This window comes from Streptomyces sp. NPDC004838, assembly GCF_053600955.1.
On record NZ_JBSGAW010000006.1, the window covers coordinates 164,966 to 176,346 of the forward strand.

Consider the following 11,381-nt stretch of genomic DNA (forward strand, 5'->3'; position numbering starts at 1 on the left):
CCACCGAACCGACCGCCATGTCGACATCCACGACGGCATCCTCATCCACGGCTACGGGAGCCGGGTCCGCCACGCGCCGCCGCGTCCTGTCGGCCGTGGTCCTCGCGGCCTTGGCCGGTGCCGTGTCGACGTCCCTCACCGGCTGTTCGGCCGAGGGCGGTGACCGGCCCAGCGTGGTCGTGACGACGAACATCCTCGGGGACATCACCCGCAACATCGTCAGGGGCGAGGCGGATGTCACCGTCCTCATGCCGGCCGACGCCGATCCGCACTCCTTCGGCATATCGGCCCCGCAGGCGGCCCGGCTCGAACAGGCCGACCTGGTCGTCCACAACGGGCTCGGCCTGGAGGAGAACGTCCTCCGCCATGTGGAGGCCGCGCGGGCGTCGGGTGTCGCGGTCTTCGCCGTCGGCGACGCGGTGGATCCGATCCCCTACGCGTCGGACGACATGGCGGGTCGGCCGGACCCGCACTTCTGGACGGATCCGGAACGGGTGCGCAAGGCGACCGGTCTGATCGCCGAACGGATCGTGCGGCACGTCGAGGGAGTCGACCCCCGGGCGATCCGGACCGCCGCCGCCGACTACGGGGAACAGGTCGGGAGTCTCACGGTCTGGATGCGGCAGCGTTTCGACCGCATACCCGAACGGGAGCGGAGCCTGGTGACCAACCATCACGTCTTCGGCTATCTGGCCCGGCGATTCGGCTTCCGTATCATCGGCGCCGTCATTCCCAGCGGCAGCACGCTGGCGTCGCCGAGCGCCGCGGACCTCAAGGACCTGGCGGCCAGGATCGACGAGGCGGGAGTGAAGGCGGTCTTCGCCGACTCCTCCCAGCCGGACCGTCTGGCCCAGGTCCTCAAGACGGAGACACGGGTGGACGTGAAGGTGATCCCGCTGTTCACCGAGTCCCTCACGGCGCAGGGCAAGGGAGCCGGCACGTATCTCGACATGATGCGTGCCAACACACGGTCCATCACCGACGGGCTGGCCAACGGCTCCTGAGCGCCCGCGCGGCTCCGGGAGCGCACTCACGGCTCCCCGGTCGGACCCCCACGAACCTTCACCATCCTGCCGGCCCTCGGGGCACGGCAGCCAGAAAAAAAAGAGAGAGGACACCGCAATGCACCATCCGATACGTCCCCGCGTCAGTAGGGGAATCGCCGCGCTCGTGGCCGTCTCCGCCGCGCTCACGGCCTGCGGCGGAGATACGGAGGACGCCTCGGTCAAGGAGAACGCCGGAGCATCCGGAGCGCCCTCCTCCGGCACCGCGGACCCGATCGTCACCACCCATGAGGGCGGTCTCCACATCCTGGACGGCCGGACGCTGAAAGTCGTCGAGGACATCCCGCTGGCCGGCTTCAACCGGATCAATCCGGCCGGTGACGACCGCCATGTGTTCGTCTCGACCGCGGCCGGATTCCGCGTCCTGGACGCGGTCGGCGGCACGTTCACCGGCGTCGAGTTCAAAGGCGTGAAGCCCGGCCATGTCGTGCACCACGCGGGGAAAACGGTTCTCTTCACCGACGGCACCGGGGAGGTCACGATCCTCGATCCGAAGGACCTCCGCGCCGGGAAGCCGAAGACCACCGGCTACACCTCCGCGGCTCCGCACCACGGAGTCGCCATCGAACTCGGGGACGGCCGGCTCGTCAGCACCCTCGGCACCGAGGACAAACGCGTCGGGATCGAAGTCCTCGACGAGGACCGCAAGCAGATCGCCCGGAACGAGCAGTGCCCCGGCGTCCACGGAGAGGCGACCGCACGGAACGAGGCCGTCGTCGTCGGCTGCGAGAACGGAGTCCTGATCTACAAGGACGGTGTCATCTCCAAGGTGTCGAGCCCGCACCCGTACGGCAGGATCGGCAACCAGGCCGGAACCGGCCACTCCCCCATCGTGCTCGGCGACTACAAGAAGGACCCCGACGCCGAACGCGAACGGCCCGAGCAGGTCTCCCTGATCGACACGGAGACCGGAAGTCTGCGCCTCGTCGACCTGGGCACCAGCTACACGTTCCGCTCCCTGGCACGCGGCCCGCACGGTGAGGGACTCGTGCTCGGCACCGACGGGAGAATCCATGTCATCGACATGAAGGCCGGGAAGGTGACCCGGTCCGTCCCGGTCCTCGATGCCTGGCAGGAGCCGCTCGACTGGCAGCAGCCCCGCCCGGCGATCTTCGTCCGCGGCCACACGGCGTATGTGTCCGATCCGTCCACACGGAAGGTGCACGCCATCGACATCGAATCCGGGAAGCGGCTCGCCTCGGCCACCCTGTCGGGGACGCCCAACGAAATCAGCGGAGTCACCGCCGCGTCCGGCTGACGGGCCGTCCCGTCTCCTGGACGGTCCGTCAGCAGCGGGTGCCCTGTGTCTCGCGGGTGCCGGAGTACGGGTGTCCGGCGCCGGTCCGGCCGCGGTGGTCCGAGCGCCGGGCCGGGCCCGCGGACCGGTCCAGCGCGGTCCGCCATGCCTCCGTGACGGCCATGCGGGCCCGGTCGGCCGCGGTGTCGGGATCGCCGTGCAGGTGGATCGGCCGGCCGACGTGGACGTGCAGGGCGGGCCTGCGCAGCGGGGCGGTGAGCAGACCCGCGATCTGCTTGGCCGAGGATCCGGAAGAGAGTCGCCGGGCTCCGGTCTGCCCCAGAGGCACCACGGGCGCGCCGGTGCTGAGGGCGAGTTCGGCGATCCCTCTGCGGAAGGGGCCCGGTTCCCGTTCGCCCGCGTCCTGCCGGTCGGGCAGCCCGCCCTCGGCGTAGATGAGGACGGCGCGCCCCTCCTTCAGCGCCTCGGCGGCGGGCCGGAGGGCGTCGGCGGCCCGGCCGGTGCCGCGGTGGACGGGTATGTGTCCCTCGCGGGTGAGCGCCCGGCCCAGCAGCGGGAACCTCCACAGTCCGGCTGTCGCGAGCACGACCGGCCGGACTCCGATGCGGTGGAGCGCCGCGAGCACCAGACCCGGATCGGCGAGCGAGGTGTGGTTGGCGGCGAGGATGGCGCCCGCGGGGATGGCCGCGCCGGGGTCCCGTGTGACCGTGATCGTGCCGAACAGGGGGTAGAGGCGGTGGGCGGCGGCGCTGAGCATGGTGGTGGTGTCCCGTCCGTGTGGTGAGCTGTCCGCAGTCTGCCGCGCCGTCGCCGCCGAAGCCTGAGTACGCGTACTCACCGGGACACGGGTGATCGCCCGCGCGGGCACCGCCGCCCGCGCCGGCCGGGTGTGCCCGCGCGGTCAGGGGACGTCTCCCTGCCAGTCCCAGCGCCGAGGGTCCGCGGGCCGGGGCCCGTACACCGCGTGGCCGCCGTGCCCGAACCTGCCGATCTCCGTGGTGAGTACGGCGCTCTCGGACAGTTGCCCGTCCGTCCAGCCGGTCACGTCCAGCAGCAGCCCGTCCAGCGGACCGGCCACCAACTCCCGGTACACGTGTCCCGGCCTCGGGCCGGGGTTCGGGTCGTCGTGGTCGGTTCCGTAGACCCGGCCGCGCATCAGCTCGTCCATACGTTCCAGCGTCGCAGGCCCCACTGACATACGAACGCCGGTACGGCACCCGGACGCCGTCCGGCGCAGGGGGCGTCCGCCACGAGGCGGTGGAGTCGGTACGCACACATGCGTAGGCCCCGGTCCACAGATCGCGACCGGTACGGCCGCGAGCACGCTCCGGGCCATGCGGAGGCGCACTCGGAGTGCCTCCCAGTAGGACGAGATCACTCTTTCTCTGATCATGTCGGATGAAATTCACTCTTTCGATACATGTCCGTCAGAGGTAGCCGAAAGGGATCCGCGGGCATTCCACGGTCAAGTGTTCGCCGTTCCAGGAGGTGGCCTTGTCCGCTCCGATCCCTCCCTCCGAATGGGAGGCCCGCATCCCGGCCCGGCCCGCCGCGGCCGCCGGGCTCGCCCCGGCTCACGCCTTCCCGCCACGGCCCGAAGCCGTCCAGGTGACAGAATCCGACGTGGCCGCGCTCGCGGCCGAAGTACCGCTCGACGTCGACGGCTTCCGCCCGGAGGGCGTGCCGTTGAGCCCGGTTCCCCAGCCCGTTCCCGAGGAGTTAGTGCGGCGTCCGCGCTGGCGCCGGCCCGCCGGCCAGGAGGACGATCTCGGCGAACCGACCACCGTCTTCCCGCCCGACACGCGGTACCAGTTCTACGACACCTCCTTCCCCTGGAGCACCTGCGGCCGGGTGGTGACGCCGGCGGGCTCGGCGTCGGGTGTCATGGTGGGCCCCCGTCACATGGTGACGGCGAGCCATGTGGTGCCCTGGCTCACGGGCGGCGGCACCGACTGGATGACGTTCACCCCCATGCAGTTCGACACGAGCGAACCGTTCGGCACCACCACCGTGACGCGGGTCTACTTCTGGCTGCGGGTATTGGACGCGAACGCCATCTCCTCCAACGAGGCCGCGTTCGACTACGTCGTCTGTGTCCTGAACGCGCGTATAGGCGACACGGTCGGCTATATGGGTTCCCGCGCCTACTCGTCGAACTGGAACGGGCTCACGGCCTGGAGCCACGTCGGATATCCGTTCGACATCGGTGCCGGTGTCCGGCCCGTCTTCCACGGAGACGGGGTCATGGACAGCACGATCAGCGAGAACACCAGCGGGCGCAACTCGTTCCGGATCATGCACCGCAACGACACCGCGGACGGGCAGTCCGGTGGTCCGTACTTCGGATGGTGGCCCGGCGAGAACTGGCCGCGCGTGGTCGCGGACCAGAGCTCGGAGAACTGGGGCGGAGCCGGCGGACCCAACGCCGCGGGCGGCGGCAACGCCTTCCCGGCGCTGATCAACCACGCCCGCGCGGTCGAGCCGTAGCCGACGTACCGTCCGACGCCCCGGACGGCAGCGAACGGTACCCGGTGCGGGCGGCGGTGGACGCCGCCCGCACCGGCGGTTCGCGCGGTACGAGGTCCCGGGCGCGTCCCCGCCGGCCGGGGCGGTGTCGGGGCCCGATGAAGCGAACTGTCCCGCGCCGGGCGGGGCGGAGGCCAATCGGGTGACAGTGCCGGGCGGGACCGGCCGGATCGTCATCCCTTCTGCCTATGGTCACATCACCTCACACGGGCCGGGTCGGTCATGACCCTCGCCCCCACTTGTTCCGTCGGCGGGGGGGCGGGACTCCGGACGCAGACGTACCGCTGGTACGGCGACCGGCCACGACCACGCCGCAGGGGGTGCGGCCGCTTCCGAGGTGTGAGGCCGGGATGGAGAGAGTTCAAGGAGGTTCGATGGTTGACGCCGTCTACTTCGGCGGTGACATCGTCACCGTCGCCGACGGTCGGCCCACCGCCGAGGCGGTAGCGGTCGAGGACGGCCGGATCACCGCCGTCGGTCCCCTGGCCCAGGTGCGGGAACTGGCCGGCGCCGGGACCCGGATGGTGGATCTGCGGGGGCGCGCGCTGCTTCCGGGATTCGTCGACGCGCACAGTCATCTGTCGCTGGTCGGGTTCCAGGCGGCGGCGGCGAATCTGCTGCCGGCTCCCGACGGGACGGTCGACGACCTGCCGGCGTTGAGGACACGGCTCGTCGAGTGGGTCGACGGCGAGGCCGGTCGGCGCTGGGAGTGGATCGTCGGGTTCGGATACGACGACGCCCGGCTGAAGGGCTCCGCGCATCCCACGCGCGACGATCTGGACGAGGTGTCACGGGACCGGCCGGTGCTGGTGATCCATCAGTCCAGTCATCTGGGGGCGGTCAACAGCAAGGGTCTCGAACTGCTGGGCTACGACGCGGACACGCCCGACCCCGCGGGCGGGGTGATCCGCCGGCGGCCCGGATCGAATGAGCCGAACGGTGTTCTGGAGGAGATGGCGTTCTTCCCCGCCTGGAGTCTGTGCAGCGCCGGGTTCGACGAGGAGGAGCGGATCAGGCTCGTCCTGCTGGGTCAGCGGGCGATGGCCTCGTTCGGGTACACGACCGTCCAGGACGGGCGGCTCATGTCCGTCCAGGATCTGGAGATCCTGGAGAAGGCGGCGGAGCGGGGACTGCTCGACCTCGACGTCGTGGCCTATGTGGATTCCTCGCTCACCTCACTGCTCGACGAGAGGGACGAGCGGGTGTCCGGGCGGGAGTACCGGGACAGGCTGCGGATCGGCGGTGTGAAGCTGGGTCTGGACGGGTCGCCCCAAGGCCGTACCGCATGGCTCACGGAGCCCTATCTCACTCCGCCGGAGGGTCAGGGCGAGGGGTACCGCGGGTATCCGGCGCTGCCCGACGCCGATGTGCGGGAGACGGTGTCCCAGGCGTACGCCCGGTCCTGGCAGGTCCTCGCGCACACGAACGGCGACGCGGCCATCGACCAGTTCCTCACCGCCGTGGACCGGGCGACCGCGGAGCACGGACAGAACGACCGGCGGCCGGTAGCGATCCACGCCCAGACCGCACGGGAGGACCAGCTCGACACCATGCGGGAGCTGGGCGTCATCCCCTCGTTCTTCTCGATGCACACCTACTACTGGGGCGACTGGTACACCGACACCGTGTTCGGGCCCGAGCGTGCGCAGCGGATCTCACCGGCCGCGTCCGCGCTGGCGCGCGGCATGATCTACACCTCTCACCATGACGCCCCGGTGGCGCTGCCCAGTTCGCCGGCGGTTCTGTCGAGCCAGGTGAGACGGGTGACCCGGAGCGGAAGGGTGCTGGGTGAGGACCAGCGGGTCAGCCCGCTGGACGCGGTCAGGGCCACCACCCTGCACGCGGCCCACCAGTACTTCGAGGAAGACCGGAAGGGGTCGATCGAGGTCGGGAAACTCGCCGACTTCGTGATCCTCAGCCACAATCCGCTGACGGTCGCCCCCGACGAGATCGGCGCGGTCAGGATCATCGAGACGATCAAGGAGGGCAGGACCGTCCACCCACGGCCCGTGGAGGACGCGCCCGCCTGAGCGGCCGGACGCCGGCCCGCGCCGCCGGCCCGCCCGGCTATCCGGGCCGGCGCACACGCAGGCTCTGCCGACCGGGCATACCGTCGCGTTCGATGACCTCCACCCCGTATCCGAGGCCCCGCAGGGTCTCCGTGACCCGGGTGAGCTGCTCGCGCCGGTACGCGGCGGCGCCGGGCGGGTCCTGGTCGGCGGAGAGTCCGCGGTACTCGCGCGGCGGCTGACAGACGACTTCGACGCAGAGCAGAGCGCCGTCGGGCCAGGCGTCCGGATGGATGGCTTCCACCGTGCAGAACGCGTCCGCCCAACTCCCCCGCCGTTCCTCCGGGTAGGGGGTCAGTCCCGCCTCCTGGAGGCTTCGGGCCACCTCACCGGCCCCGGCGTAGTAGTCGAACCCCTCGGGCAGCGGGGCCTGTGAAACGCCCGTCGCCGGCGTGTCGGCCGGTGGCGGTGGGACGAGCGAGAGCCGGGCGGGATCGAAGTGGTGCAGGTCCATGCCTCATCCTGGCAACAACTCGGCCCGCACACAGCTCTTTTCCGGACAGGTCCCGAGTGACCGAGCCGACCGGCACGGAGTCGACCGGTACGGAGTCGACCGGTACGGAGTCGACCGGTACGGCCCATCGGCCCGGTCGGCGGACCGGCCGGGGCGAGCGCGATCCGCCGGGGCGAGCGCGATCGCAGATCAGTTCTCGGTGAGCAGTCCGTCGCGGAGGTTGGTGAGAGTGCGGGTCAGGAGCCGGGAGACATGCATCTGGGAGATGCCGAGACGCCCGCCGATCTGGGACTGGGTCATCTCCAGGCCGAACCTCATCTCCAGCAGCAGCCGTTCCCGGTCGTCGAGCCGCTCCAGCAGGGGCGCGAGGGCGTGGAGGTCCTCCATCAGCTCCATGGCCGGGTCGACGCCCCCGAGCGTCTCCGCGTACGCACGGCCCGTGCCCGCCACGGCGGGGGCGTCTTCGACGTCCGCAGGCGGAGTGTCCAGGGAGCCCGCCGTGTAGCCGTTGGCGGCGACCATGCCCTCCACGACCTCCTCCTCGCTCAGTCCGAGCAGGCCGGCCAGCTCCGCCACGGTCGGGTCGCGATCCAGCACACCGGCGAGTTCGTCCCTCGCCTTGGCGAGTTCCGTGCGCAGTTCCTGGAGCCGGCGCGGGACGTGCACCGCCCAACTGGTGTCGCGGAAGAACCGCTTGATCTCGCCCACGATGTACGGAACGGCGAAGGAGGTGAACTCGACCTCACGGCTGAGGTCGAACCGGTCGATGGCCTTGATCAGCCCGATCGTGCCGACCTGGACGATGTCCTCCATCTCCCCGCTCCCGCGGTTGCGGAACCGTCGGGCGGCGAACCGGACCAGCGAGAGATTCATCTCGATCAGCGTGTTCCGGGCGTACTGGTGCTCGGAGGTGCCTTCCTCCAACGTGCGGAGCCGGTCGAAGAACACCCTCGACAGCCCCTTCGCGTCGGCCGGAGCGACCTTCCCCGCGTCCTCCACCCAGGGCAGGCCCTCCACCGGCGTCCGGCCGTCTCTCACCGTGCGCACCGGCTCGGCCCGGTCGACGGTGTACGCGGCAGACGTGGCGCTCGGCATGACGGATCCTCACTACGACGGCTCAGTGGTGACAGTGCGTCTGCCCCGCTTCGGCACGCTCACACCCGCGTGACGGAAGAGATGTGTCTCAGGGGCACGCTCCCGCCGCCACGGCCCGCCGCCGGAGCCCTCCCGGGCCCGCCCGCCGTACCTCTGTGTCCTGCCGGGCCGCGTCCCGAAGGCGTCGGCCGGGTCCGGGGCCGCCGCGGGCCGATGACGAAGCCCGTGGATCCCGGCAGCCTCGGTGCGGCACGGCCCTCGGTGCGGATGGCCTCGCGTCCCTCGGCCCGGAGGCACGCGACACAGGGAGTCCATCGCCGGCCGTCGCCGGACCCGGCGGCCGTCCCATGGTGGCGAACATCACATGACGGGGAACGCCGGGAGTGAGACGAGGAACGCCGGGAGTGAAGAGACCGGTCCCCGTCGACGCGGGGAGGCCCCCTGCCCGCTCGGGCGGGCTCGGGACCGGCCCGTCGTACAAGGAGCCGGGCGACCGCATCAGGAGGTGATCATTCCGGCCTTGGGGCCCGGCGACTGTTCCGGCCATGGCCGTGATGCGAAGTCACCGGCGAGAATGTCCGCCGGACGGGTGCCGAACGGGTGCCTCACGCCATTCGAGCAGGTCAGCAGCCTGCCGTCCTGGCCGGTGGCGCGGCCTCGGCGACCCGCCCGAGGGGACCGACCGCCGCTTTCCGCCACCTCCCGGCTGCGGGGACACCGGAACCTACGAGTATCGTTGCGGTGCACATCCGTATTTCTTGGGAAAGCCGCACTGTGCCGTCCATTTATTCGGGCGGCGGGCGGGGCCGGTCAAGGGCGACCGGTCAGCGCCGCGCAGCTCCGGCTGTCCGTTCCCGAAGTGCAAGGAGCCCGATCACCGATGGTGCCATCTCCCATGTCTTCCGCGACGTCCGCCGAACCGTTGAACGGTTCGGAGAGCCGCGTACTCGAACCGCTGTACGCGGAGGTCCTGCGTCGCAACCCCGGAGAGGCCGAGTTCCATCAGGCCGTGCGGGAGGTCCTGGAGAGCCTGGGGCCCGTGTTCGCACGGCGGCCCGAGTTCGTCGACGCCAAGATCATCGAGCGGATCTGCGAGCCTGAGCGGCAGCTGATCTTCCGGGTGCCGTGGGTCGACGACTCCGGCGAGATCCACGTCAACCGCGGTTTCCGGGTGGAGTTCAACAGCGCGCTCGGCCCCTTCAAGGGCGGTCTGCGCTTCCACCCCTCGGTGAACGTGGGCATCGTGAAGTTCCTCGGCTTCGAGCAGATCTTCAAGAACTCCCTCACCGGCATGCCCATCGGCGGCGGCAAGGGTGGCAGCGACTTCGACCCCAAGGGCCGCTCGAACGGCGAGATCATGCGGTTCTGCCAGTCGTTCATGACCGAGCTGTACCGGCATCTGGGCGAGTACACCGACGTCCCGGCCGGCGACATCGGCGTGGGCCAGCGGGAGCTCGGCTACATGTTCGGCCAGTACAAGCGGATCACCAACCGCTACGAGTCGGGGGTCCTCACCGGCAAGGGCCTCACCTGGGGCGGTGCGCAGGCCCGTACCGAGGCCACCGGATACGGCTGTGTGCTGTTCACCGGCGAGATGCTGCGGACCCTCGGGCAGGACTTCGACGGACAGCGCGTCACGGTGTCCGGCTCGGGCAACGTCGCCGTCTACGCCATCGAGAAGGCACAGCAGCTCGGCGCCACCGTGGTCACCTGCTCGGACTCCGACGGCTATGTCGTGGACGAGAAGGGCATCGACCTGGAGCTGCTCAAGCAGATCAAGAACGTGGAACGCGGCAGGGTGGCCGACTACGCCGAGCGGCGCGGCTCGGCCGCCCGGTTCGTCGCCGGGTCCGGCGTCTGGCAGGTGCCCTGCGATGTCGCCCTGCCGTGCGCGACGCAGAACGAGCTGGACGAGGACGACGCCCTCGCGCTGGTACGCGGCGGGGTCAAGGCGGTCGCGGAGGGCGCGAACATGCCCACCACTCCGGAGGCGCTCCGGGTTCTGCAGAAGGCCGGCGTCGCCTTCGGCCCCGGCAAGGCGGCGAACGCGGGCGGGGTCGCGACGAGCGCGCTGGAGATGCAGCAGAACGCTTCCCGTGACTCGTGGACCTTCGAGCACACCGAGGACCGGCTGGCCGAGATCATGCGTCATATCCACGACTCGTGCCACGACACGGCCGAGCGGTACGGGCAGCCGGGGAACTACGTCGTCGGCGCGAACATCGCGGGGTTCGAGACGGTCGCGGAGGCGATGCTGGCGCAGGGCGTGATCTGACGCCCCTCCCGTCATCGAGCGGTCCGTGATCGCGCAGTCCGTCGTCGCACGGTCCGTGATCGCGCGCTCCGTGCGCGCTCCGTGCTTCGCGTTCCGGGCTTCGCGTTCCGGCGGGTTCCTCGGCTCCGGGGCGCGGGACGCTTGCCCGGCCGGGGTGCGGCGGCTTCCTCCGCCGCGCCCCGGCCGTTCGGATGAGATCATGAGCCCCATGGAGAACACAGACGTGTCCGTGCAGGACGTCCCCGAGGCCAAACAGCTCCAGGCCATGGTGGGATCGGACCTCGCCGGGAAGGCGGACTACATCCGCACTCATGAGCTGATCGCCTTCGTGCACACCGAGGTCTTCCGGGAGTTCGAGGGCAAGGGCGTGGGTTCCGCACTCGCCAGGGCCGGACTCGAACTGGCCAGGGCCGAGGGGCTCAAGGTCCTTCCGGTGTGTCCTTTCATCTCCGGCTGGCTGGACCGTCATCCCGAGTACGAGGACCTGCGCTACCGCCCCTCCAGCAAGGTCACGGACTGAGCGGGCGCGTCCCGCCGCGCCGCTCTCCGCGCGGGACGCCCGGCCCGCCTCGCCCCTTCCGGGATTCCGCCGCCCCGGCCGTCACCTCCAGGTGGTAATCCGCCGAGTCGTGGGTACCAC

General features: G+C 70.7%; 10 protein-coding genes. 6 read left to right on the plus strand and 4 right to left on the minus strand.

Going from position 1 to position 11,381, the window contains the following annotated elements; genetic code table 11:
• The first annotated feature begins 17 nt into the window (after window positions 1-17).
• Together aztC and aztD are read left to right on the plus strand one after the other, a co-directional pair.
• Entirely contained in the window at window positions 18-1,004 is a 987-nt protein-coding gene (gene aztC / locus ACWEFL_RS09570; protein WP_451710024.1) for a zinc ABC transporter substrate-binding protein AztC, read from the plus strand.
• Window positions 1,005-1,122: 118 nt separating this feature from the next.
• Complete coding sequence (gene aztD / locus ACWEFL_RS09575; protein ID WP_451709841.1) at window positions 1,123-2,322, plus strand: zinc metallochaperone AztD; 1,200 nt, start codon at window positions 1,123-1,125, stop codon at window positions 2,320-2,322.
• Window positions 2,323-2,350: 28 nt separating this feature from the next.
• On the opposite strand, the gene ACWEFL_RS09580 is transcribed toward aztD, so the two are convergent.
• Together ACWEFL_RS09580 and ACWEFL_RS09585 are read right to left on the minus strand one after the other, a co-directional pair.
• Window positions 2,351-3,079: a lysophospholipid acyltransferase family protein gene (locus ACWEFL_RS09580; RefSeq protein WP_451710026.1), complete on the minus strand. Its 729-nt coding sequence runs from the start codon at window positions 3,077-3,079 to the stop codon at window positions 2,351-2,353.
• A gap of 144 nt (window positions 3,080-3,223) precedes the next feature.
• Window positions 3,224-3,490: a hypothetical protein gene (locus ACWEFL_RS09585; RefSeq protein WP_451709844.1), complete on the minus strand. Its 267-nt coding sequence runs from the start codon at window positions 3,488-3,490 to the stop codon at window positions 3,224-3,226.
• A 326-nt stretch (window positions 3,491-3,816) separates the two neighbouring features.
• Here ACWEFL_RS09585 and ACWEFL_RS09590 point away from each other — a divergent pair, with 326 nt between their 5' ends.
• Window positions 3,817-4,809 carry a trypsin-like serine peptidase gene (locus ACWEFL_RS09590; RefSeq protein ID WP_451709847.1) on the plus strand — a complete coding sequence of 331 codons (993 nt, stop codon included), beginning with the start codon at window positions 3,817-3,819 and terminating at the stop codon, window positions 4,807-4,809.
• Between the two features lie 413 nt (window positions 4,810-5,222).
• A complete protein-coding gene (locus tag ACWEFL_RS09595) occupies window positions 5,223-6,878 on the plus strand; it encodes an amidohydrolase (RefSeq protein WP_451709849.1) in 1,656 nt (551 codons plus the stop codon).
• A gap of 37 nt (window positions 6,879-6,915) precedes the next feature.
• On the opposite strand, the gene ACWEFL_RS09600 is transcribed toward ACWEFL_RS09595, so the two are convergent.
• Entirely contained in the window at window positions 6,916-7,371 is a 456-nt protein-coding gene (locus ACWEFL_RS09600) for a hypothetical protein (protein WP_451709852.1), read from the minus strand.
• Between the two features lie 189 nt (window positions 7,372-7,560).
• Entirely contained in the window at window positions 7,561-8,466 is a 906-nt protein-coding gene (locus ACWEFL_RS09605) for a SigB/SigF/SigG family RNA polymerase sigma factor (protein ID WP_451709854.1), read from the minus strand.
• Between the two features lie 895 nt (window positions 8,467-9,361).
• On the opposite strand from ACWEFL_RS09605, the gene gdhA reads away from it, so the two are divergent.
• Together gdhA and ACWEFL_RS09615 are read left to right on the plus strand one after the other, a co-directional pair.
• Window positions 9,362-10,741 carry an NADP-specific glutamate dehydrogenase gene (gene gdhA, locus ACWEFL_RS09610; protein ID WP_451709857.1) on the plus strand — a complete coding sequence of 460 codons (1,380 nt, stop codon included), beginning with the start codon at window positions 9,362-9,364 and terminating at the stop codon, window positions 10,739-10,741.
• 208 nt (window positions 10,742-10,949) lie between these two features.
• Window positions 10,950-11,261: a GNAT family N-acetyltransferase gene (locus ACWEFL_RS09615; protein ID WP_451709860.1), complete on the plus strand. Its 312-nt coding sequence runs from the start codon at window positions 10,950-10,952 to the stop codon at window positions 11,259-11,261.
• Window positions 11,262-11,381: the final 120 nt, after the last annotated feature.

Excerpts from the sequence above, each read along its gene's own strand:
- ACWEFL_RS09600 (WP_451709852.1), bottom strand. The coding sequence starts at position 7,371 with ATGGACCTGCACCACTTCGATCCCGCCCGGCTCTCGCTCGTCCCACCG.
- ACWEFL_RS09605 (WP_451709854.1), bottom strand. The coding sequence starts at position 8,466 with ATGCCGAGCGCCACGTCTGCCGCGTACACCGTCGACCGGGCCGAGCCG.
- aztC (WP_451710024.1), top strand. The coding sequence starts at position 18 with ATGTCGACATCCACGACGGCATCCTCATCCACGGCTACGGGAGCCGGG.
- ACWEFL_RS09615 (WP_451709860.1), top strand. The coding sequence starts at position 10,950 with ATGGAGAACACAGACGTGTCCGTGCAGGACGTCCCCGAGGCCAAACAG.
- ACWEFL_RS09585 (WP_451709844.1), bottom strand. The coding sequence starts at position 3,490 with ATGGACGAGCTGATGCGCGGCCGGGTCTACGGAACCGACCACGACGAC.
- ACWEFL_RS09595 (WP_451709849.1), top strand. The coding sequence starts at position 5,223 with ATGGTTGACGCCGTCTACTTCGGCGGTGACATCGTCACCGTCGCCGAC.
- aztD (WP_451709841.1), top strand. The coding sequence starts at position 1,123 with ATGCACCATCCGATACGTCCCCGCGTCAGTAGGGGAATCGCCGCGCTC.
- gdhA (WP_451709857.1), top strand. The coding sequence starts at position 9,362 with ATGTCTTCCGCGACGTCCGCCGAACCGTTGAACGGTTCGGAGAGCCGC.
- ACWEFL_RS09580 (WP_451710026.1), bottom strand. The coding sequence starts at position 3,079 with ATGCTCAGCGCCGCCGCCCACCGCCTCTACCCCCTGTTCGGCACGATC.